At 71.7% G+C, this 21,013-nt stretch carries 21 protein-coding genes; 13 read left to right on the top strand and 8 right to left on the bottom strand.

Features of this window, described 5'->3' with window-relative positions:
* The first annotated feature begins 9 nt into the window (after window positions 1-9).
* From AB0B63_RS06000 to AB0B63_RS06020, 5 genes are all read left to right on the top strand, one after another.
* Complete coding sequence (locus AB0B63_RS06000) at window positions 10-939, top strand: F0F1 ATP synthase subunit gamma (RefSeq protein WP_208568409.1); 930 nt, start codon at window positions 10-12, stop codon at window positions 937-939.
* Entirely contained in the window at window positions 939-2,396 is a 1,458-nt protein-coding gene (gene atpD / locus AB0B63_RS06005) for a F0F1 ATP synthase subunit beta (protein WP_357014959.1), read from the top strand. Before AB0B63_RS06000 ends, atpD begins: the two co-directional genes overlap by 1 nt.
* A gap of 219 nt (window positions 2,397-2,615) precedes the next feature.
* Complete coding sequence (locus AB0B63_RS06010) at window positions 2,616-3,866, top strand: LCP family protein (RefSeq protein ID WP_357014963.1); 1,251 nt, start codon at window positions 2,616-2,618, stop codon at window positions 3,864-3,866.
* 134 nt (window positions 3,867-4,000) lie between these two features.
* Complete coding sequence (locus tag AB0B63_RS06015; protein ID WP_208568411.1) at window positions 4,001-4,279, top strand: F0F1 ATP synthase subunit epsilon; 279 nt, start codon at window positions 4,001-4,003, stop codon at window positions 4,277-4,279.
* 12 nt (window positions 4,280-4,291) lie between these two features.
* Complete coding sequence (locus AB0B63_RS06020) at window positions 4,292-4,747, top strand: DUF2550 domain-containing protein (protein ID WP_208568412.1); 456 nt, start codon at window positions 4,292-4,294, stop codon at window positions 4,745-4,747.
* A gap of 98 nt (window positions 4,748-4,845) precedes the next feature.
* Here the strand turns inward: AB0B63_RS06020 and AB0B63_RS06025 are convergent, their stop codons facing one another.
* Both AB0B63_RS06025 and AB0B63_RS06030 read right to left on the bottom strand, forming a co-directional pair.
* The gene (locus AB0B63_RS06025) at window positions 4,846-5,268 is read right to left on the bottom strand and encodes a VOC family protein (protein WP_357014968.1); all 423 of its coding nucleotides are present in this window, start codon (window positions 5,266-5,268) and stop codon (window positions 4,846-4,848) included.
* Complete coding sequence (locus AB0B63_RS06030) at window positions 5,244-5,816, bottom strand: cob(I)yrinic acid a,c-diamide adenosyltransferase (RefSeq protein WP_208568414.1); 573 nt, start codon at window positions 5,814-5,816, stop codon at window positions 5,244-5,246. Before AB0B63_RS06030 ends, AB0B63_RS06025 begins: the two co-directional genes overlap by 25 nt.
* Here AB0B63_RS06030 and murA point away from each other — a divergent pair.
* Window positions 5,815-7,254, top strand: coding sequence for a UDP-N-acetylglucosamine 1-carboxyvinyltransferase (gene murA / locus AB0B63_RS06035; protein ID WP_208568415.1), 1,440 nt, complete (start codon window positions 5,815-5,817; stop codon window positions 7,252-7,254). The two genes, AB0B63_RS06030 and murA, sit on opposite strands and share 2 nt — an antisense overlap.
* A gap of 203 nt (window positions 7,255-7,457) precedes the next feature.
* The gene (locus AB0B63_RS06040; RefSeq protein WP_208568416.1) at window positions 7,458-8,306 is read left to right on the top strand and encodes a 3-hydroxyacyl-CoA dehydrogenase family protein; all 849 of its coding nucleotides are present in this window, start codon (window positions 7,458-7,460) and stop codon (window positions 8,304-8,306) included.
* A 96-nt stretch (window positions 8,307-8,402) separates the two neighbouring features.
* On the opposite strand, the gene AB0B63_RS06045 is transcribed toward AB0B63_RS06040, so the two are convergent.
* The 3 genes from AB0B63_RS06045 to AB0B63_RS06055 form a co-directional block, all read right to left on the bottom strand.
* A complete protein-coding gene (locus AB0B63_RS06045; RefSeq protein ID WP_208568417.1) occupies window positions 8,403-9,245 on the bottom strand; it encodes an ABC transporter permease in 843 nt (280 codons plus the stop codon).
* The gene (locus AB0B63_RS06050) at window positions 9,245-10,144 is read right to left on the bottom strand and encodes an ABC transporter ATP-binding protein (RefSeq protein ID WP_208568418.1); all 900 of its coding nucleotides are present in this window, start codon (window positions 10,142-10,144) and stop codon (window positions 9,245-9,247) included. The genes AB0B63_RS06045 and AB0B63_RS06050 overlap by 1 nt, the downstream gene beginning before the upstream one ends.
* A gap of 366 nt (window positions 10,145-10,510) precedes the next feature.
* Entirely contained in the window at window positions 10,511-10,807 is a 297-nt protein-coding gene (locus AB0B63_RS06055) for a DUF1540 domain-containing protein (protein WP_208568419.1), read from the bottom strand.
* A 740-nt stretch (window positions 10,808-11,547) separates the two neighbouring features.
* Here AB0B63_RS06055 and AB0B63_RS06060 point away from each other — a divergent pair.
* The gene (locus AB0B63_RS06060; RefSeq protein WP_357014974.1) at window positions 11,548-12,144 is read left to right on the top strand and encodes a hypothetical protein; all 597 of its coding nucleotides are present in this window, start codon (window positions 11,548-11,550) and stop codon (window positions 12,142-12,144) included.
* Window positions 12,145-12,210: 66 nt separating this feature from the next.
* Here AB0B63_RS06060 and AB0B63_RS06065 read toward each other — a convergent pair whose 3' ends face one another.
* On the bottom strand, window positions 12,211-12,828 hold the full coding sequence (locus tag AB0B63_RS06065; protein WP_208568503.1) for a DUF4126 domain-containing protein: 618 nt from the start codon (window positions 12,826-12,828) through the stop codon (window positions 12,211-12,213).
* Between the two features lie 71 nt (window positions 12,829-12,899).
* Between AB0B63_RS06065 and nucS the strand changes: the two genes are divergently transcribed.
* Window positions 12,900-13,559, top strand: coding sequence for an endonuclease NucS (gene nucS, locus AB0B63_RS06070; protein WP_208568421.1), 660 nt, complete (start codon window positions 12,900-12,902; stop codon window positions 13,557-13,559).
* A gap of 194 nt (window positions 13,560-13,753) precedes the next feature.
* Here the strand turns inward: nucS and AB0B63_RS06075 are convergent, their stop codons facing one another.
* Window positions 13,754-15,253, bottom strand: coding sequence for an aldehyde dehydrogenase family protein (locus AB0B63_RS06075; RefSeq protein ID WP_208568422.1), 1,500 nt, complete (start codon window positions 15,251-15,253; stop codon window positions 13,754-13,756).
* 193 nt (window positions 15,254-15,446) lie between these two features.
* Between AB0B63_RS06075 and AB0B63_RS06080 the strand changes: the two genes are divergently transcribed.
* The 4 genes from AB0B63_RS06080 (at window position 15,447) to AB0B63_RS06095 (ending at window position 19,491) form a co-directional block, all read left to right on the top strand.
* Entirely contained in the window at window positions 15,447-15,914 is a 468-nt protein-coding gene (locus tag AB0B63_RS06080; protein WP_357014977.1) for an FHA domain-containing protein, read from the top strand.
* A 414-nt stretch (window positions 15,915-16,328) separates the two neighbouring features.
* The gene (locus tag AB0B63_RS06085) at window positions 16,329-18,113 is read left to right on the top strand and encodes a 3-hydroxybutyryl-CoA dehydrogenase (protein WP_357015170.1); all 1,785 of its coding nucleotides are present in this window, start codon (window positions 16,329-16,331) and stop codon (window positions 18,111-18,113) included.
* Window positions 18,114-18,224: 111 nt separating this feature from the next.
* Window positions 18,225-18,551 (top strand): hypothetical protein, encoded by a 327-nt coding sequence (locus AB0B63_RS06090; protein WP_208568424.1) that lies wholly within the window; start codon window positions 18,225-18,227, stop codon window positions 18,549-18,551.
* A 139-nt stretch (window positions 18,552-18,690) separates the two neighbouring features.
* The gene (locus AB0B63_RS06095; RefSeq protein ID WP_219464427.1) at window positions 18,691-19,491 is read left to right on the top strand and encodes an alpha/beta hydrolase; all 801 of its coding nucleotides are present in this window, start codon (window positions 18,691-18,693) and stop codon (window positions 19,489-19,491) included.
* Between the two features lie 230 nt (window positions 19,492-19,721).
* Here the strand turns inward: AB0B63_RS06095 and AB0B63_RS06100 are convergent, their stop codons facing one another.
* A complete protein-coding gene (locus AB0B63_RS06100; RefSeq protein ID WP_357015172.1) occupies window positions 19,722-21,005 on the bottom strand; it encodes an AI-2E family transporter in 1,284 nt (427 codons plus the stop codon).
* Between the last annotated feature and the right edge of the window lie 8 nt (window positions 21,006-21,013).

Consider the following 21,013-nt stretch of genomic DNA (forward strand, 5'->3'; position numbering starts at 1 on the left):
GGCTGAGTCATGGCGGCCCAGGTACGCGTTCTTCGTCAACGGATCCGTTCGGCGAAGGGGATGAAGAAGATCACCAAGGCGATGGAGCTCGTGGCGACGAGCCGCATCGCCAAGGCCCAGGCCCGGGTGACGGCGTCCCTGCCGTACGCCCAGGCGATCACCGGCGTGCTCACGGCGTTGGCCTCGAACGCCCGGATCGACCACCCGCTGCTCACCCCGCGCGAGCGGGTGCGGCGGGCCGGCGTCCTGCTGGTCACCTCCGACCGGGGCCTGGCCGGTGGGTACAGCTCCAACGCGATCAGGACCGCCGAGTCGCTGATCGCCCGGCTCACCGCCGACGGCAAGGAGCCGGTGCTCTACGTCATCGGGCGCAAGGGCCTGACGTTCTACCGGTTCCGCAACCGGGAGATCGCGGCGAACTGGACCGGCTTCTCGGAGCAGCCCACCTTCGCCGACGCCCGTGAGGTGGGCGAGACGCTGATCGCGGCGTTCACCGCCGGTGCCGACGACACCGACGGTGACGCCGGGCCGGACGGCGTGCTCGGCATCGACGAGTTGCACATCGTCTACACCGAGTTCCACAGCCTGATGACGCAGAACCCGGTCACCAAGATCATCGGTCCGATGCAGGTCGAGGACCGGCCGCGCTCCGAGGGGCTGCTGCCGGCGTACGAGTTCGAGCCGGAGGCGGAGTCGCTGCTCGACGCGCTGTTGCCGAGGTACATCAACACGCGGATCTACGCGGCGTTGCTGGAGTCGGCGGCGAGCGAGTCGGCGGCCCGGCGGCGGGCGATGAAGAGCGCCACCGACAACGCCGAAGAGATGATCGAGAAGTACACGCGTGAGATGAACTCGGCCCGCCAGGCCGGGATCACCCAGGAGATCAGTGAGATCGTCGGCGGCGCGAACGCGCTGGCCGCGTCGGGAAGTGAAGTGTGATGACTGTATCCGCAGTTGCCGGGGGACCGGCAGAGACCAGGACGACCACCGGTCGCGTGGTTCGGGTCATCGGCCCGGTCGTCGACGCCGAGTTCCCGCGCGACGGCATGCCGGCCCTGTTCAACGCCCTGCACGTCGAGGTGAACCTCTCCGGTGGTGAGAAGACGCTGACCCTGGAGGTCGCCCAGCACCTGGGTGACAACCTGATCCGCGCCATCTCCATGCAGCCGACCGACGGCCTGGTCCGGGGTGCCGAGGTGGTCGACACCGGCTCCCCGATCACCGTCCCGGTGGGCGACGCCGTCAAGGGCCACGTCTTCAACGCCATCGGCGAGTGCCTCAACCTCACCGAGGGCGAGACGCTCGACGCGGACGACCGGTGGGGCATCCACCGCAAGGCCCCGGCCTTCGCGGACCTGGAGCCGAAGACCGAGATGCTGGAGACCGGCATCAAGGTCATCGACCTGCTCGCCCCGTACGTCAAGGGCGGCAAGATCGGCCTGTTCGGCGGCGCGGGCGTGGGCAAGACGGTGCTCATCCAGGAGATGATCACCCGGGTGGCCCGGAACTTCGGTGGCACCTCGGTCTTCGCCGGCGTGGGTGAGCGCACCCGTGAGGGCAACGACCTCATCGCCGAGATGACCGAGTCCGGCGTCATCGACAAGACCGCGCTGGTCTACGGCCAGATGGACGAGCCGCCGGGCACCCGGCTGCGGGTGGCGCTGTCGGCGCTGACCATGGCCGAGTACTTCCGGGACGTCAAGAAGCAGGAGGTGCTGCTCTTCATCGACAACATCTTCCGCTTCACCCAGGCCGGTTCCGAGGTCTCCACCCTGCTCGGCCGGATGCCGAGCGCGGTGGGTTACCAGCCGACCCTGGCCGACGAGATGGGCGAGCTCCAGGAGCGGATCACCTCCGTCCGGGGCCAGGCCATCACCTCGCTCCAGGCGATCTACGTGCCCGCCGACGACTACACCGACCCGGCGCCGGCCACCACGTTCGCCCACCTGGACGCGACCACCAACCTGGAGCGGTCGATCTCCGACAAGGGCATCTACCCGGCCGTGGACCCGCTGGCGTCCTCGTCCCGGATCCTCGCCCCGGAGTTCGTCGGCGAGGAGCACTTCACGGTGGCCACCGAGGTCAAGCGCATCCTCCAGCGCTACAAGGACCTCCAGGACATCATCGCGATCCTCGGCATCGAGGAGCTGTCCGAGGAGGACAAGCTCACCGTCGGCCGGGCCCGCCGGATCGAGCGTTTCCTCTCCCAGAACACCTACGCCGCCGAGCAGTTCACCGGTGTGCCGGGCTCGACGGTCGCGATCGCCGAGACCATCGAGGCGTTCAAGAAGATCAGCGAGGGTGAGTACGACCACTTCCCCGAGCAGGCCTTCTTCATGTGCGGTGGTCTGGAGGACCTGGAGCGCAAGGCGAAGGAGCTGATGTCGGAGGGCTGAGCCCCTCGACAGTCGTCCCACGAAGGCCACCCCGGCGCGAGCCGGGGTGGCCTTCGGCCGTTGTCGTGCCTGCTGGGGGCCGGTGTCCGGTTACCGGGCGCAGGACTGGTCGGGAGGCGGGGTACCGTTTCGAGAACGACTCTCGGGTTCGGGTGTCGACGCGATGCAACTTTTCGACCGGGTACGCCCGTCTCCTCTTCGTGGGCGTGACGAATCCTCGTGACGAGTCCCCGTGCGCGACGAATGGAGCTGCTGGTGGGCAAGGCCGGCAAGGGCGACAGGGACGGTAAGGGCGGCGGGGTCGGCAGGGCCGGCACGGTTGGTGAGACCGGCGCGGTCGGTAGGACCGGCAAGAGCGGCAGGCGCTCGATCTGGTCCGGGGTGCCCCGCTGGGCGCGCGTGTGCACCATCTTCGGGGTCGTGCTGCTGATGCTCAGCGGCGCGGTCCTGGTGGGCTACGAGACGCTGCTGTCGCGTTACGAGGGCTCGGTGGGCAAGGCCGACCTCTTCGGTGACAAGGCGGCCGGGGCGCAGGAGCGCAAGAGCAACGTCAAGGGCCCGTTGAACATCCTGCTGGTGGGGATCGACCCCCGGGACGCGAAGACCCCGCCGCTGGCCGACTCGATCATGGTGCTGCACGTGCCGGAGTCGCTGGAGCAGGCGTACATCTTCTCCGTTCCGCGCGACCTCTACGTCGACATCCCCAAGTTCGACAAGGCCGGCTACCGGGGCGGCTCCGGCAAGATCAACGCGGCGATGTCGTTCGGCAGCATCGTGGAGGGCAAGAACCCCAGCGCCCCGCAGGGCTTCGAACTGCTCGCCAAGACCGTGCAGAAGGCGACCGGGATCGAGCGGTTCGACGCCGGGGCGATCATCAACTTCACCGGCTTCCAGAAGATCGTCGACGCGATGGGCGGCGTCGACATGTACATCGAGCGTCAGGTCAAGTCCGAGCACCGGGAGCCGAACGGCAAGCACCGCAAGGGCAACCCGTACGGCGAGGGCTACATCGGGCCGCAGGCGGTCTACAAGAAGGGCAACCAGCACCTCAACGGCTGGCAGGCGCTGGACTACGTCCGGCAGCGCTACCCCCGCAACGGTGTTCCCGACGCCGACTACGGCCGGCAGCGCCACCAGCAGCAGTTCATCAAGGCGATGGTCAGCCAGGCGTTCAGCGCCGACGTGGTGACCAACCCGATCAAGCTGGACCGGGTGATCCGGGCCGCCGGTCAGTCGCTGACCTTCAACGGCCGGGGCAGCAGCGTGGTCGACTTCGCCATCGCGCTCAAGGGCATCCGCTCGGAGAACGTCGAGTTGATCAAGCTGCCGGGGGAGGGGATCGGCACCGGCAACGGCTACCGGGGCGAGCGGCTGCTGCCCGTCGCCGACGACTTCTTCACCGCCCTCGGCAACGAGAAGTTGGACGCCTTCCTGCTGGAGCACCCGGAGTTCCGTAACAAGACCAAGTGATCCGCCAGATGCCGACGCCACCACCCGGCCAGCCGACACGCCGGGTGGTGGCGTACGTCTCGGCACCCGCGTTGGGTAGGTCACCATGCTCCGACTAGACTTTCGACAATCCGCCGCCGCAGCAAGGAGACAGCGTGGCACAGCAGCTTCACGTCGACCTCGTAGCCGTCGAGGAGAAGGTCTGGTCCGGCGAGGCCGAGATGGTCGTCGCCCGCACGACCGAGGGCGAGCTGGGTGTGCTGCCGGGGCACGCGCCGCTGCTCGGCCAGCTCGCCGAGCCCAGCCAGATCCGGATCAAGCAGGCCGGCGGCCAGCAGGTCGCCTACGACATCACCGGCGGATTCCTGTCGGTCGGCGCGGAGAGCGTGACAGTGCTCGCCGAGAGCGCCACCCCGGCCACTCCGGCCCGCTGAGCCCACCCGCCGATGGAGATCGTCGAAGGGATCGCAATCGGCATCGCGGTGATCCTGGTCGCGGTCCTGATCCTCTTCGTGCGGCGGGCACTGGTCACCCGTAGCGGCGGCATCATCCGGTTGAGCGTCCGGGTCACCACCGTGTTGGACGGTCGGGGCTGGTCCCCGGGCTTCGCCCGCTTCGTCGGCGACCAACTGCGGTGGTACCGGATGTTCAGCTTCGCCCTCCGGCCCAAGCGGGTGCTCTCCCGCAAGGAGCTGGTGGTGGAACGACGGCGTCTCCCCGAGGGGCAGGAACGGCTCTCCATGCCGTCCGACTGGGTGATCCTGCGCTGTACCAGTCAACACGCGCCGGTCGAGATCGCCATGGCCCGCTCCACGGTGACCGGATTCTCCTCCTGGCTCGAGGCCGCCCCGCCCGGGGCGGCCTCGCCACGTATGGCGTCCCAGGACTGGCCCGCCGCCTGACCCGGGCCGGCCATCGGGATCGCGCCCGGCCAGGTGCGCCGGGACCGGGGGGCTGTGCACCGCCGGGACCGTCGATGCCCGCCGCCTGACCGGTGGTCCTACGGTTGCGTGGCGGCGACCAGCTCGACCTCGTACCCCTGCTCGTCGGTGAGGTAGCCGGCGTAGCTGTCCGGGCCACCGGCGTGCGGGTGACGGTCGGCGAAGAGCAGCGTCCAGCCGTGGGCCGGTGCGGCAGCCACCAGCCGGTCCACCCTGTCCGGCGGACCGGCGTGGAACGCCAGGTGGTTGAGGCCCGGGGCGAGCCGGTCGTGGATCCGCCCCGACAGCGCCGGGGACTCCTCCATGACCAGGTACGTCGGGCCGTGCCGCCAGGACCGACCGGCCGGCCAGTCCTGGTACGGCGTCCAGCCGAGCGCACCGAGCAGCCAGCCCCAGCTCCGCTGCGCGGCGGCCAGGTCGGGCACCCAGACCTCGACGTGGTGCAGCCCGCCCGTGCTCAGCGCTTGCCGCCCGGCACCCATAGCACATCGCCGCCCGGATTGGCCGTTCTTGACAGGATGAACAGCAGGTCGGAGAGGCGGTTGAGATACTTTGCCGGAAGGGAGCTGGTGCGATCCGGATCGTGGGCGACCAGGGCCCAGGCCGTCCGTTCGGCGCGCCGGGCGATCGTCCGTGCCACGTGCAGCAGTGCCGCGCCTGCGGTGCCGCCGGGGAGGATGAAGGAGTCGAGCTTGCCCAGTCGCCCGTTGTACTCGTCGCACCAGCCTTCGAGGCGTTCGACGTACTCCTCGGTGACCCGCAGCGGCGGGTACGCCGGGTCCGGCTCGACGGGGGTGGCCAGGTCGGCGCCGACGTCGAACAAATCGTTCTGGATCGACTCCAGCACGGCCCGCAGCCCGTCGTCGAGCTGCCCCAGGGCGAGCGCCACGCCGAGCGCGGCGTTGCACTCGTCGACATCCGCGTACGCGGCGATCCGGGGATCGGTCTTCGGCACCTGCTCGTTGTTGCTCAGCCTGGTCATGCCGGCGTCGCCGGCCTTGGTGTAGATGCGCGTGAGGTGGACGGCCATGACGCACAGCCTACGGATACCGGACCTGACGATCCCGGCCCGGCCGGCCCCGACCGGGTGGCCGGCGGGGGTGGGGCCGGGTGACGCCGGTGACCCGGCGGTCGACGACGTCGAGGTGATCCGGGTCGGCGGGGACGCCCGGCTGGCCGGCACGGTGCACGTCGTCGGGGCGAAGAACTCGGCGTTGAAGCTGATGGCGGCGGCGCTGCTGGCACCGGGACGGACGGTCATCACGAACGTCCCCCGGATCACCGACATCGCCATCATGGGCGAGGTGCTGCGCCGGCTCGGCTGCCTGGTGCGGTTCGAGGCGGACGACCCGGTGGACCCGATGGTCGGCCACGGCGGGCAGGCCCGGTCCCGGTCGGTCGTCATCGACGTACCCGAACAGCCCGGTGCGGACGCCGACTACGACCTGGTACGGCGGCTGCGGGCGTCGATCTGCGTGCTGGGCCCGTTGCTGGCCCGCCGGGGGTACGTGCGGGTGGCGCATCCGGGCGGGGACGCGATCGGTTCCCGGGGCCTGGACATGCACATCGCCGGCCTGGCCCGGATGGGTGCGGACGTCTCCGGTGAGCACGGTTTCGTCATCGCCGCCGCCCCGGACGGCCTGCGGGGTGCCGAGATCATGCTGGACTTCCCCAGCGTGGGGGCCACCGAGAACCTGGTGATGGCGGCGGTACTGGCCCGGGGCGTCACCGTGATCGACAACGCGGCCCGGGAGCCGGAGATCGTCGACCTCTGCACCATGCTCAACCGGATGGGCGCCCGGATCTCCGGCTGCGGCAGCTCCACCCTGCGTATCGCCGGGGTGCCTGCGCTGCACCCGGTGCGCCACGCCACGGTGGGGGACCGGATCGTGGCTGGCACCTGGGCGTTCGGTGCGGCGATGACCCGGGGGGACGTGACGGTCACCGGGATCGACCCGGCCTGTCTGGAGGTCGCGCTGGACAAGTTGGTGTCGGCCGGCGCGCTGGTGGAGACCCGGGGCGACGCCTTCCGGGTACGCGCCGACGACCGGCCCACCGCCGTCGACGTGGTCACCCTGCCCTACCCAGGTTTCGCCACCGATCTGCTGCCGATGGCGATCGGGCTGGCGGCGGTCAGCGACGGGGCGTCGCTGATCACCGAGAACATCTTCGACGGCCGGTTCATGTTCGCCAACGAGATGACCCGGCTCGGCGCCGACATCAAGACCGACGGCCACCACGCGGTGGTACGGGGTCGGGACCGGCTCTCCGGTGCCCCCGTACGCGCCACCGACATCCGGGCCGGTGCCGGGCTGATCATCGCCGGGCTCTGCGCGGACGGCGTCACCGAGGTCTCGCACGTGCACCACGTGGACCGGGGCTATCCGGACTTCGTGGCCGACCTGCGGGCGCTCGGCGTGAAGGTGGAACGCGGCACCGCCCCGGAGGCCCCGGAGCTGACCATCTGACCCCGCGCCACCTGACCCCGCGCCACCTGACCCCGCGCCACCTGACCCCGCGCCACCTGACCCTGCGCCATCTGACCCGCGCTGACCTGACCCGCGCTGACCTGCCGCCCGAGCTCGCCCGGCCCGGGTCGGGGGCTTAGCGGTCGTTCAGGCTCGCCGACTAGGGTGCTGGCAGACACTCAATCGCAGCGAGGGAGAAGCAGATGGCGGGTCGACTCGCGGTCGTCGGAGCCGGGCTGATGGGTTCCGGCATCGCCCAGGTGGCGGCGCAGGCCGGGTGGCAGGTGACCCTGCGGGACGTGGACGACGCGGCCACCACCCGAGGGCTGGACGGCATCCGGAAGTCGCTGGCGAAGTTCGCCGAGAAGGGCAAGATCGACCCGTCCGAGGTCGAGGCGACCCTGGCCCGGATCACCCCGACCACCGAGCTGGAGGCGGCGGCCGACGCGGACATCGTGGTGGAGGCGGTCTTCGAGAAGATCGAAATCAAGCACGAGGTGTTCCGTGCGTTGGACAAGATCTGCAAGTCCGACGCGGTGCTCGCGACCAACACCTCGGCCATTCCGGTGACCCAGATCGCCACGGCCACCGAGCGGCCGGAGTCGGTGGTGGGCACCCACTTCTTCTCCCCGGTGCCGATGATGAAGCTCTGCGAGCTGGTCCGTGGCTACAAGACCAGCGATGCGACGCTCGCCACGGCGAAGGCGTTCGCCGAGGAGATCGGCAAGACGGTGGTGGTGGTCAACCGGGACATCGCCGGTTTCGTCACCACCCGGCTGATCTGCGCGCTGGCCATGGAGGCGGTCAAGCTGGTCGAGTCCGGGGTGATGTCGGCCGAGGACCTGGACACCGCCTGCAAGCTGGGCTTCGGTCACGCCATGGGCCCGCTGGCCACGGTCGACCTGACCGGCGTGGACGTCCTGCTGAACGCCACGAAGAACATCTACACCGATACCGCCGACGAGAAGTTCTTCCCGCCGGAGCTGCTCCAGCGGATGGCCACCGCCGGGGACCTGGGCCGCAAGACCGGCCAGGGCTTCTACTCCTACTGATCCCGGGACGCACGGTCGCCGATACTGCGGTCTCCCCTCGACGGACACCGCAGTATCGGCACAACCGCGTCGATCACGCCGGGCCGGGGTGGCGGATCAGCCGTCGCGCTTGGTGGTCCAGCGGAAGGTGGTCAGGCAGAGGACCAGGCCGATCACACACCATAGGGCGAGGACCAGGGCGACCCGGCCCAGCTCGAAGGAACCGCCGGGTTCCTGGGCGCCGAAGCTCTCCGGCAGGAACACCGCGCGCAGGCCCTGGCACATCCACTTCAGCGGGAAGAGCGCGGCCACCTGCTGCATCCAGGTGGGCAGGTCGGTGAAGACGAAGAACACCCCGGAGATGAACTGGAGCACCAGGGAGACCGGGGTTACCACGGCGGAGCCGCTGCGTGCGGTGCGGGCCAGCGACGAGATGGCGATGCCGCACAGGGTGCAGGCGGTCACCCCGAGCACGGCGACCCAGCCGAAGGTGAACCACTTGGCGGCGGTGGCCGGCAGGTCGAGGTCGAACAGCGCCACGGCGACGGCCAGCAGCAGCGCGGTCTCGGCGACGCCGATCGCCACCACCATGATCACTTTGCCGGCGAACCAGACCCACTTGGGCATCGGGGTGCCGCGGTAGCGCTTGAGCACGCCCCGGTCCCGTTCGATCGGGATCCAGATGCCGAGGTTCTGGAAGCTCACCGTCATCAGGCCGGTCGCGATCATGCCGGTGATGAAGTACTGGGTGAACTTCACCCCGCCGCCGATCGTCCCGTCGAAGATCGACGCGAAGATCAGGATCATGATGATCGGGAAGCCCATCGTGAACACGACGGACTCCCGGCTGCGCAGGAACTGGGTGATCTCCAACCGGCCCTGGCGCAGGGCGAGTGCGCCCGGCCCGAGCCGTCGACTGCCGGCGGCGACCGGGTTCCCCGGCCTGGTGGTGGTCGTCATCAGTGTCCGATCATGCTCAGATAGACGTCTTCCAGGGTCGGCCGGGTCACGGTCAGGCCGGGCACCTCGCCACCGAAACGCGCGGCCAGCTCCGCCACCAGCGCCGTCGGCGTCGCGCTCTGCGCCGTCTCCGGCGTCCCGTCCGGCGTACGCCAGGAGACCGTCGCCAGGGCGTCCTGGCGGTTGCCGAGCAGGTTCGGCGGGGCCACCTCGATCACCCGGCCGGCGGCGATCACCCCGACCCGGTCGGCGAGCGACTCGGCCTCGTCCAGGTAGTGGGTGGTGAGCACGATGGTGGTGCCGGCGGCGGCGAGGTCCCGGATCAGTTCCCAGAACTCGCGTCGCGCCTCCGGGTCGAAACCTGTGGTGGGTTCGTCGAGGAAGAGCAGCTCGGGGCGGCCGATGATGCCCAGCGCCACGTCGAGCCGTCGCTTCTGCCCGCCGGAGAGGGTGTGCGTGCGGGCGTTGGCCTTGGCACCCAGCCCCACCCGCTCGACGACCCTGTCCGGGTCGTCCGCCTCGGGATAGAAGCCGGAGAAGTGCCGCACCACCTCGGCCACGGTCAGCTCGTCGAACTCGCCGGTGCCCTGGAGCACGATGCCGACCCGGGAACGCCAGTCGGCCGCCCCGCGTCGGGGCGTGCGCGACGATCCCCGCGATCCCCGCGGTCTCGACCCGAGGACGAGCCCGGGATCGCTGCCGAGCACGCTCACCTCACCGGCGTCGCGCTGCCGGTAGCCCTCCAGGATCTCCACCGTGGTCGTCTTGCCCGCGCCGTTGGGGCCGAGCAGGGCGAACACCTCGCCCCGGCGGACGTCGAGGTCCACCCCCGCCACCGCGACGTTGTCGCCGTACGCCTTGCGCAGTCCCCGTACGGAGATCGCGAGCTCGTCTTCCATGGCGTCCAGTGTGCGACCAGGCCGCCCGGCGCGGCGGTCCGGGGTCTCCGGTGCCGGTCGGGGCACATCAAGGCGGCCCGCTCGCGCCGGGTGCGGGCCGGTGGGGTGCTGCCCGGCCGGGGGCGTGGCCGGCCAGGGCGTGGCCGGCCGGGCCAGGGGATGTCCGGCGGTGCGAGGGATATCCGGCGGTGCGAGGGATATCCGGCGGTGCCGGGCGATTCGGCGGTGCCGGGCGATTCGGCGGTGCCGGGCATGGTCGCCGGTGCCGGTGCCGGTGCCGGTGCCGGTGCCGGGACCTGGACCTGGACCTGGACCGGGGCCGGGGCCGGGGCCGGGGCGTGTGGCCCCGGCCCCGATGGCGGCCGGTCAGCGGCGCTGGTAGGTCATGCAGTCGGCCAGGTCGTTGTCGGGGCCGACGGTGATCGCCGGGGCGCGGCACTCCAGCTCGGCGTTGTGCTGGCAGTCGGCCCGGCTGCACGCGCCGACCTGGGCGATCAGCCGGTCGAGGCCGCCACGTACCGGCAGCTCCACGAAGGTGTGGCAGTGGGCATGGTCGGTGCTGCCGATGGTGATGGCGAACGCGTGGCAGTCGTTGGTGTGGTTGTAGGCGCAGGACGAGGCCGCGCACTCCTGAACCCGGGGCATTTCCAGCGCTGCGGTCATGACAACCTCACTTTCGGTAGATATGCCACAAATGATAGGCATCGTTCCGGCAGGCGCGAGCCGTTCCACCACTGATCCCCCCGTAGGAAGCCCATCCCGTGGCCCCCTCCCCTCACCCCGACGCCCCCGCCCGTCCTGCCCGCCTCGCCCTTCCGCCCCGCCCTTTTGCCCGGTGATCAAGAGAATTGCGGCAGGGAGAGCGCTCTCGATGACGCAAACCTCTTGATCACCGGGGCGGGGCCGGCGGGGCGGCTCGGCGGGGCGGCTCGGCGGGGCGGGGCCGGCGGGGGCCGGCTGGGTGGGTCGGGGTGGGTGGGGCCGGGTGGGCGGGTGTGCGGTCGGCCGGTTGTGGGCGTTGCATCTGGTCTGGATGTCCGGTTCGGTTCGGTGCGGTCGGGGCGTCACCGGTGTCCGGTGTGGGGGCGACCGGGCGGGGGTGTCCCGTGACCGGCGGCACCCCCGCGGCGGAATGCTGGCCGGCCAGCGGTCGTTACACCCTCTGTACGACCGCAGCAGCACCCCGCCCGGCCAGCCCGGAAGGGGGTGGGCGCCCCGGAATGATGCGGGGCCCCCGGTCGTTACATCTGGTTCCGGTGTGGGCGGCAGGGCCCGCCGGAGACCGACGACTTCTCCCTCATGAGCGCCTCGTCGTGGTGCTTACGCCCCCTCCACCGGTTCTGCCGGTGTTCCGGTCCCCCGACCGGTCGGGTGGCGTCGACCCCCTCGAAGGAGCATCCCCCATGAAGACCACCATTCTGCGTAAGAGTGTTCTCGGTATCGCCGGTCTGGCCGTCGCCGGTGGTCTGGCCGCCGGCCCGCTGAACCACGGCACTGCCGAGTCGACCGCCACCGACCACACCGTGGCCGTGGTGCAGGCCGACAAGCCGGCCGTGGACAAGGCCAAGCTGATCCCGAACGGTGTGCAGGGCGAGCAGTCCCGCATCGACCTGGGCGACGAGCAGACCGGCAACGTCAAGGCGATCATCGCGGCGACGAAGAAGGCCGGCATGGACGAGCGGGCCGCGGTCGTGTCCATCGCGACCAGCCTGCAGGAGTCGAAGCTGGAGAACCTGGGCCACCTCGGCGACCGCAACGACCACGACTCGCAGGGCCTGTTCCAGCAGCGCCCGTCCAGCGGCTGGGGCACCGTCGAGCAGATCACCGACCCCGAGTACGCCACCCTGGCGTTCCTCAAGGGCCTCAAGCAGGTCGACGGCTGGCAGGACATGCCCCTGACCAAGGCCGCCCAGACGGTGCAGGTGTCGGCGTACCCCGACCACTACGCCCAGTGGGAGCAGCAGGCCGCCGACCTCGTCGCCCAGCACTGGAACAGCTGACCCGCGTACGACACGATGGCCGGCACCCCACGCGGGGTGCCGGCCATCGGCGTGTGCGGCGGCGGGTCAGACCCGGTAGCCGGCGGCGCGGGCCGCCTCGCGGTCCCGGCGGCGTTCCCGGCGTCGCCGCAGGAACCAGACCACGAACGCCACCATGCCCAGCAGGAAGGCCAGCACCAGCACCGGCAGGATGATCGCCACCAGGGACATCAGCACGCTGGTCGCGTCTTCGGCGGTGCTGGCCACCGGTGCGCCGAAGCCCGCCGTGGTCGCGTTGACCACCGGCCTTGCCGCCGCTTTGAACAGGTGTACGCCGAGCGCGATGGCGACCCCGGCGGCCACCGGCACCCACTGGTGGGACGAGAAGAACCCGCCCGGGTCGCTGACCGTCACCGTCTCGGAGCCCGAACCGGCGCCGAAGGCGAGCCCGCCGGCGGTGGGCCGGACCACCGTCTGCACGACGTCGTTGACGTGGTCGACCACGGGCACCTTGTCGGCGACGACCTCGACCGCGAGCAGTGCGGCGAGGATCGCCAGTACCCACCCGTTGCCCAGCCACTGCCAGCCGCTGGGCAGGTCGATCAGGCTGGTGTAGCGGGCGAGCAGACCCATGGTGAGCAGGGGGATGTAGGCGTTGAGGCCCGCCGAGGCGGCGAGACCGGTACCGGTGAGGACTTCGAGCACCATCTCAGCATCGCACCGGCACGCCAGTGCCGCGCGACGGTGACCGGCCGGTCCTCGGCTACCCTCGTCGGGTGCGTCTGGTGATTGCGAAGTGCTCGGTGGACTACGTCGGACGGCTCTCGGCGCATCTGCCGCTGGCCACCCGCCTGCTCATGGTCAAGGCGGACGGGTCGGTGTCGATCCACGCCGACGACCGGGCGTACAAGCCGTTGAACTGGATGAGCCCACCCTGTCGGTTGGAGGAGGCCCCCGGCGTGTGGCGGGTGGTCAACAAGGCCGGCGAGGAGTTGCGGATCACCCTGGCGGAGATTTTCCAGGACACCTCCTACGAGCTGGGCGTCGACCCGGGGCTGCGCAAGGACGGCGTCGAGGCGCACCTGCAGGAGTTGCTGGCCGCCAACCCGGAGACGCTGGGGGAGGGCTTCACCCTGGTCCGGCGGGAGTACATGACCGCGATCGGCCCGGTCGACCTGCTCTGCCGGGACGCCAACTCCGGCGCGGTCGCCGTCGAGGTGAAGCGGCGTGGCGACATCGACGGCGTCGAGCAGCTCACCCGCTACCTCGAACTGATGAACCGGGACCCGCTGCTCGCCCCGGTGGCCGGTGTCTTCGCCGCTCAGGAGATCAAACCGCAGGCCCGGGTCCTCGCCACCGACCGGGGCATCCGCTGCGTGGTCGTCGACTACGACCGGCTGCGGGGCATCGTGCGCGACGAGCTGACCCTGTTCTGACCGCAGGCGTCGGCGCGCTGCGGGCACCACCGCCCCGCCGGGCACGCGGCCCGGCGGCCAGCACCGACGCACCCCGCGCGGTCCGGCACCGCCCGTGCGGCCGGCGTCGCGCTGTGCGGCCTGCTTTGTGCGGCCCGGCACCGCCTGTGCGGCTGGTGTTGCGCTGTGCGGCCCGGCACCGCCCGTGCGGTCGGTCAGCGGCGGCCGTAGAGCGCCTTGGCGACCTTGACGAGGCGGGCCACGTCGGTCGGGGTCCGCTCGAAGGTCATCGAGGGCAGCAACGACCGGGCCCGCCGTCGGGTGACCGACTTGGCCCGCCCGAACTCGCGCAGCCCGTCCTCGCCGTGGATCCGGCCGAAGCCCGAGTCGCCCACCCCGCCGAACGGCAGCGTGGACATCCCGGCGAAGGTGAGCGCCGAGTTGACCGACGCCATCCCCGACCGCAGCCGCCGGGCGATCGCCACCGCGTCGCGCCGACCGAACACCGAACCCCCCAGCCCGTACGGCAGGGCGTTGGCCCGGCGTACGGCCTCGTCGGCGTCGGCGACCCGGCTGATGGTCACGGTCGGGCCGAACGTCTCCTCGCGGATGGCCGAGGCGGACTCGGGGACGTCCACCAGCACCGTCGGATGCACGTACGGCGGCTGGACGGCGGCGGGGCCACCCAGCACCGCCCGCCCCCCGGCGGCGATGGCCTCGTCGATGTGCCGGCGGATCACGTCGAGCTGGCTCGGCATGGTGATCGGGCCGAGGTCGGCGGAGTCCGCGCCGACGGTCAGCCGTTCGGCGCGGGCGACCACCCGGGCGACGAACTCGTCGTAGACCGGTGCCACCGCGTAGACCCGTTCGATGCCGATGCAGGTCTGGCCGGCGTTGGTGAGCGCGCCCCAGACGCAGGCGTCGGCGGCGGCGTCCAGGTCGGCGTCGGCGTCCACGATCATTGCGTCCTTGCCACCGGCCTCCAGCAGCACCGGGGTCAGCGACTCGGCGCAGGCCGCCATCACCGCACGGGCGGTCGCCGTGGAGCCGGTGAAGGCCACCTTGTCGACGCCCGAGCGGCACAGTGCCGCGCCGACGTCGCCCAGGCCGTGCACCGCCGTGAACACCGGCTGCTCCGGCACCACCTCGGCGAACGCGTCGACCAGCCACTGCCCGGCCACCGGGGTGTACTCGCTGGGCTTGAGGACCACCGCGTTGCCGGCGGCCAGCGCGTACGCGGCGGAGCCGACCGGGGTGAAGACCGGGTAGTTCCACGGGCCGATCACCCCGACCACGCCGTGCGGCTGGTATTCCAGGTGGCCGGAGAACTCGGCCAGGATCAACCGGGACCGGACCCGGCGCGGCCCCAGCACCCGGCGGGCGTTGCGGGCCGCCCAGTCGATGTGCTCGATGGCGGTGAGGATCTCGACGACCGCGTCACCGACCGGTTTGCCGCCCTCGACGTGGAGCAGTTCGGCCAGTTCCTCGATCCGCTGGGCGAGCAGGGCCCGCCAGCGTAGCAGGCGCGTCCGGCGGCCGTCGAAGCCGAGCCCGGCCCACCACTGCCCGGCCGTGCGGGCGCGGTCGACCGCGCGCTGCACCTCCTCGGCGGTGGCGACCGGCAGCCTGCCGGCTTCCGCGCCGGTGGCCGGGCTGGTCGAAATCAACTGACCATCGCTGATTACCGGGGCACCCGGGACCTGTACAGCCGTCATGGCGGAAGTCTAGACCCGGAAGCTACCGGCTGGTAGTTGTGAGTGCTGCTCGTCTATTGCTTCCGCCGCCGCCTGTTCGGTGGACGGTCGATGTCCGCCAGGGGTCGCGGAGGTGGCCGGGCGGGTGGTGAGCTGGTCACGCGGAGCTGGCAGGCTGGGCGCGAGGCGACGGCGGATGGGGAGCTGACTGTCCATGCAGGATCATCCGGAACTGATGCCGCTGTTGACGGTTGCCGGCGGGCCGATGCGGGGGGCGAGTTTCCGCGTCCGGCCCCGACCGCAGGTGATCGGCCGGGCGCCGGACGTCGACATCCCGGTGGCGGACGCGCACCTGAGCCGGCGGCACGCCGAGGTGCGGCTGACCGGGGACGGGGTGGTCCTGGTCGACCTGGGGTCGACCAATGGCACCTGGCTCAACGACCGGCGGATCACCGACGCCGAGCCGCTCACCGACGGCGACGTGATCCGGCTGGGCCGTACCGAGCTGCGCTACTTCGACCCCGGGCTGGCCACCACCGACCCGGTCGGCCTGAGCTTCACCGGGGGCATCGGCGGCCGTCGGGACCACCGGCCCACGCTGCCGCTGCCGCCGCGTGCCCCCGGCCCGGCCGACGCCGTGGCCGGTCGCCCCGTCGCGGCGGTACGTGGCGTCGACACCTGACCGCGGTGACACGGTCGACCGCCGGGCTTCCGCCGCCGGGCCGGCCTGACCGGTTGCCGCCTCGGGTTCGATAGCGCTACCCCGGCCGGTGCGACGGTGCGGCCCTGGCTGGTGCGGCGGCCCGGACTGGTGCGACGGCCCTGACCGGTTCGGCGGCGCGGCCCTGGCTGGTGCGACGGCACTGACCAATGCGGCGGCGCGGCCCGATGGGTTCGACGACGCGGCCCCGATGGGTTCGACGACGCGGCCCGACCGGTGCGGCGGGGCGGCCCCGGCCGGGTGCGGGAAATCTCCCAGGGCGTCGCGACGGCGCACCGCCGCGTGGCACACTCCGACGGATAACCTTAGCGTTCGTTCATGTGCGCAGCGTCCGTCCGTGTCGGCGGCGGCGGAGTCAACCAGGGGAGGCCGGTCGTGGCGCGGGAGTTCACCAGGGTGGGCGTGGTCGGTCTGGGCACCATGGGTGCCGGCATCGTCGAGGTGTTCGCCCGCAACGGTGTCGACGTGGTCGCGGTGGAGGTCTCCGAGCCGGCCCTGGCGCGGGGGCGGGCCACCCTCGCGCGGTCGACCGACCGGGCGGTGGCCAAGGGCAAGCTGGCCGAGACCGACCGGGACGCCCTGCACTCCCGGGTCGACTTCCAGGTCGGGCTGGAGGCGCTGCGCGCGGTGGACCTGGTGGTCGAGGCGGTGCCCGAACACCTCGACCTGAAGCGACGGCTCTTCGCCGAGCTGGACCGGATCTGCCGGCCCGACACCATCCTGGCCACCAACACCTCCTCGCTGAGCGTTACCGACATCGCGGTCGCCACCGACCGGCCCCAACAGGTCGTCGGCCTGCACTTCTTCAATCCGGCGCCGGTGATGAAGCTGGTCGAGGTGGTTCGTACGGTGGTCACCGCCGCCGACGTGGTCGACGACGTCGAGGCGCTCTGCGCCCGGCTCGGCAAGGTCGACGTCACGATCAGCGACCGGGCCGGCTTCATCGCCAACGCCCTGCTGTTCGGCTACCTCAACCAGGCGGTCGGCATGGTCGAGGCCCGGTACGCCACCCGGGAGGACATCGACCTCGCGATGAAGCTCGGTTGCGGCCTGCCGATGGGCCCGCTCGCCCTGCTGGACCTGATCGGCCTGGACACCGCGTACGAGATCCTCAACACCATGTACCGGCACGGCGGGCGGGACCGGCGGCATGCCCCGACACCGCTGATCAGGCAGATGGTCACCGCCGGGTTGCTCGGGCGCAAGTCCGGACGCGGCTTCTACACCTATGACAAACCGGGCTCTGCGAAGGTCGTACCCGACGGGCAGACGCCGGCCCCGACGCGGACGGTGCCCGACAGCGCGCCGGTGACCACGGTCGGCGTGGTCGGGGCTGGGGCGCTGGCGGCCGGCCTCGTCGAGGTCTTCGCCCGGGCCGGCTACCCGGTGCTCTCGGTGGACGGCGACACCGGCTCGTCGGCCGGGATCTCCGACGCGGTCCGGACCGCGCTCGACGAGGACGTGGCCCGGGGCGCGCTCGACGCGGCCGACCACGAGGCGACCCTGGCCCGGATCACCTGGTCGGCCACCCTGGAACAGCTCGCCGACGTCGACCTGGTGGTCGAGGCGGTGGCCGAGGAGTCGAGCGTCAAACAGGCCCTGTTCGCCCGCCTCGACGAGGTCTGCAAGCCGGGCGTGCTGCTCGCCACCACCACCTCGTCGCTGCCGGTGATCGAGGTGGCGATGGCCACCCAGCGTCCGGCCGACGTGCTCGGCCTGCACTTCCCCGACCCGGCGGCGAGGCGACCGCTCGTCGAGGTGGTACGCACCATCCGTACCTCGGCGGAGGCCACCGCCACCGCCACGGCGGTCTGCGCCGCGCTCGGCCGGACCACGGTGGTCTGTGGCGACCGGGCCGGCTTCGTGGTCGACGCGCTGCTCCTGCCCTACCTGAACGACGCGGTGCGGATGCTGGAGGCGGGCTACGCCTCCGTCGACGACATCGACCACGCGATGAAGCTCGGCTGTGGTTACCCGACGGGCCCGTTCGAGGTGCTCGACGCGATCGGCCTGGACGTGGCGCTGGCGGGCCAGCGGGCGGTGTACCGGGAGCAGCGCGAGCCGGGCCTCGCCCCCGCGCCGCTGCTGGAACACCTGGTCACCGCCGGTTACCTGGGTCACCGGTCCGGCCGGGGCTTCCGGGACCACTCCGGGCGCTGACCGGGGCGACGGTCGGCCACCCACCGCTGATCCGGGCCGCCGCACCGCTGTCGGGCCGGGCGGCGTACCTCACCGCGCAGCAGCCCGGGAACTGACCGTAACCTTGGCAAGGTGAGCCCCCGTCGCAACCGTCCCCGCCGCGAGGACACCACCCAGTTGGACGCCGACCGGGCCCGCCACGGCGTGGAATCGGTGCAGCAGTGGCGCGACGGCGAGTGGCAGGTACGCGGGATCAGCGGCGGGGCGTCGGTCAAGACGTACCGCTGCCCCGGATGTGACCAGGAGATCCGACCCGGGGTGGCGCACCTGGTGGCCTGGCCGGCCGACGGCGCGGGCGACCTGACCGACCGGCGGCACTGGCACAGCGGCTGTTGGCGGGCCCGGGACCGGCGGGGGCCCAACCTGCTGCGCGGCCGGGGCGCACCCCGCTACGGCTGACCGGCCCGGCCGACGGGCGCTGCCCGCCGGCCGGCGGATTCCCGGTGGGCGGCGGCCGGTGGGGCCGGTCGGGCGATCCTGGTCACCCCGGTTGCGCCCCGGGCGCGCGGCGGCGACGACTTCGCGGCAGACTTGGGCGGTGAGCACACCGATCCGCGCGTCGTCGATCCTGCCCGGCCACCGGGAGGACATCGAGCTGCACACCGCCGACGGCCTGCGCCTCGTCGGCGAGCTGGCCCGCCCGGCCGACCGGGACCCGGTGGGCACCCTGGTCTGTCTGCACCCGCTGCCCACCCACGGCGGGATGATGGACAGCCACGTCTTCCGTAAGGCGGCCTGGCGGTTGCCCGCCCTGGCCGACCTGGCGGTGCTCCGGTTCAACACCAGGGGCACCAGCAGCGTCCGGGGCACCAGCGAGGGGGCCTTCGACAACGCGGTGGGCGAGCGCTTCGACGTCGCCGCCGCGATCGAGTACGCCGAGTTCCACGAGCTGCCGAACGTCTGGCTGGTGGGCTGGTCGTTCGGCACCGACCTGACCCTCAAGTACGGCTGCGACCCGGCGGTGGCCGGGGCGATCCTGCTCTCCCCGCCGTTGCGTTTCTCGAACCCTGCGGACCTGGCCGTCTGGGCGGAGTCGGGCCGGCCACTGACCGCGCTGGTGCCCGAGTTCGACGACTACCTGCGCCCCGACGAGGCTCGGGAACGCTTCGCGGCGGTGCCGCAGGCCGAGGTGGTCGGGGTGCCCGGGGCCAAGCACCTCTGGGTGGGCGACGCCGAGCGGGTGCTGGACGAGATCGTCCGGCGGGTGAACCCGGCGGTGCCGCTGCCGCTGCCGACGAGCTGGGACGGCCCGATGGAGACCGGAGACGTCAGCGCGTACGCCGACCGCACGGTGGCCGCCTTCGCCGACACCCCCGTGCCGGGTCCCGCCGCCGGCTGAGCCCCCCCTCCCGCCGCCCCGCCTCCCGCCGTTCTTTCCCTCCTGCCGCCCTGCCCTCCTGCCGCCCGCTCCGCCTTCCCTGACCGCGTGCGGCGGTCCAAGGTCGTGCTCGATCCATGTTGTAGTGGCCTCCTGGCCGGAGGATGCCACTACAACATTGTTGTTGTGGCCGGAACCCGGCGGGCTGGGCGTGGGGGTTGTCCGGGTGGGGCGGGTCGGGGTGAGGTTGGTCAGCGGCGTTCCTGGCGGGGGAGCACCACCTCGCGCAGGATCAGTTGGAGGGCGGCCACCACCGGGATGGCGATCAACGCGCCGACCACACCCATCAGCGCCACCCCGAGCAGTGCGGCGAGCAGGGCGGCCACCTCGTTGACCTCCACCGACCTTCGCATGATCTTGGGGTAGATGAGATAGTTCTCCACCTGCTGGTAGAGCACGAAGAAGACCACGCAGGCGATGCCGACCGGCAGCCCGGTGGCGAACCCGACCAGGCTCACGATCACCGCGCCGAGGGTGGCCCCGATCTGCGGGATCAGGTCGGTCACCGCCACCACCACGGCCAGCGCGAACGGGTAGGGCAGCTCGACGACCAGGGCGAAGACGAAAGTGGTCGCGCCGGCCAGCACGGCGATGCTCAGCGCCCCCACCATGTACGCGCCGACCTTGGTCAGGATCTCGTCGCCGATCAGGCTGACCCGTTGCCGGCGGGACCTCGGCACCAGCGCGTACCCGAGGTCACGCAGCTTGTCGAAGTAGGCCAGGAAGTAGATGGTCAGCACCAGCACGGTGAGCACCCGGAAGAGGGTGCCGAAGATCAACTGGGCGCCGCCGAGGACCCCGCCGAGCGCCCGACCGACGGTGTCGGCGTTGGCCAGCTCCTGCACCCGCTGCATCACGTCGTACCGCACCACCAGGTCGTTGACGGTACGGTTGCGGCGCAGCTCCTCGACATAGCTGGGTAGTTGTTCGATGAACTGCCCGGTCTGGGTCACCACCGGCGGCACCAACGCCACCAGCCCCGCGATGATCAGCAGCACCAGGGTCAGCACCACCACCGTCACGGCCAGGCCGTGCGGCAGCCCCCAACGGCGCAGCCGCACCACCGCCGGGTTGAGCCCCACCGCCAGAAAGAGCGCGATCACCACCAGCACCAGGATCCCGCTGGCATTGCGGATGCCCAGGAACACGGTGTACGCCAGCAGCACGCCGAGCGCGCCGGTGAAGCCGACCAGGAAGCTGCTGCGGCGCAGTGGCCGGCCGGGCCGACCGAACCGTCCCGAACCGGTGGCAACCGACCCGGGTTCCCCCGGTTCGACCTGCTCCGTCGCGGCACCCGCCGCTGCCTTCGCCCCGACGGCGGTGCCGGTGTCCACGGCGGTGGCGGTGTCCCTGGCGGTGCCGGTGTCCTCGGTGGTGGTGGGGTCTTCGGTGGTGTCGGAAGCTGTGCGGGAGTCGGCGACCGGCCCGAGGCTCGCCGCGCCGGCCAGGGCGGTGGACGACGCCCCGCCCGTGATCTGGTCCG

Source organism: Micromonospora sp. NPDC049081, assembly GCF_040648835.1.
Taxonomy (GTDB): Bacteria; Actinomycetota; Actinomycetes; order Mycobacteriales; family Micromonosporaceae; genus Micromonospora; species Micromonospora antibiotica.

Bases quoted from the DNA above. Each gene is read 5' to 3' on its own strand.
- AB0B63_RS06050 (WP_208568418.1), bottom strand. From the start codon at position 10,144: ATGGAAGACGAGCTCGCGATCTCCGTACGGGGACTGCGCAAGGCGTAC.
- AB0B63_RS06020 (WP_208568412.1), top strand. From the start codon at position 4,292: ATGGAGATCGTCGAAGGGATCGCAATCGGCATCGCGGTGATCCTGGTC.
- atpD (WP_357014959.1), top strand. From the start codon at position 939: ATGACTGTATCCGCAGTTGCCGGGGGACCGGCAGAGACCAGGACGACC.
- AB0B63_RS06055 (WP_208568419.1), bottom strand. From the start codon at position 10,807: ATGACCGCAGCGCTGGAAATGCCCCGGGTTCAGGAGTGCGCGGCCTCG.
- AB0B63_RS06060 (WP_357014974.1), top strand. From the start codon at position 11,548: ATGAAGACCACCATTCTGCGTAAGAGTGTTCTCGGTATCGCCGGTCTG.
- AB0B63_RS06045 (WP_208568417.1), bottom strand. From the start codon at position 9,245: ATGACGACCACCACCAGGCCGGGGAACCCGGTCGCCGCCGGCAGTCGA.
- AB0B63_RS06025 (WP_357014968.1), bottom strand. From the start codon at position 5,268: ATGGGTGCCGGGCGGCAAGCGCTGAGCACGGGCGGGCTGCACCACGTC.
- AB0B63_RS06030 (WP_208568414.1), bottom strand. From the start codon at position 5,816: ATGGCCGTCCACCTCACGCGCATCTACACCAAGGCCGGCGACGCCGGC.
- AB0B63_RS06040 (WP_208568416.1), top strand. From the start codon at position 7,458: ATGGCGGGTCGACTCGCGGTCGTCGGAGCCGGGCTGATGGGTTCCGGC.
- AB0B63_RS06075 (WP_208568422.1), bottom strand. From the start codon at position 15,253: ATGACGGCTGTACAGGTCCCGGGTGCCCCGGTAATCAGCGATGGTCAG.
- AB0B63_RS06080 (WP_357014977.1), top strand. From the start codon at position 15,447: ATGCAGGATCATCCGGAACTGATGCCGCTGTTGACGGTTGCCGGCGGG.
- AB0B63_RS06000 (WP_208568409.1), top strand. From the start codon at position 10: ATGGCGGCCCAGGTACGCGTTCTTCGTCAACGGATCCGTTCGGCGAAG.
- murA (WP_208568415.1), top strand. From the start codon at position 5,815: ATGACGCACAGCCTACGGATACCGGACCTGACGATCCCGGCCCGGCCG.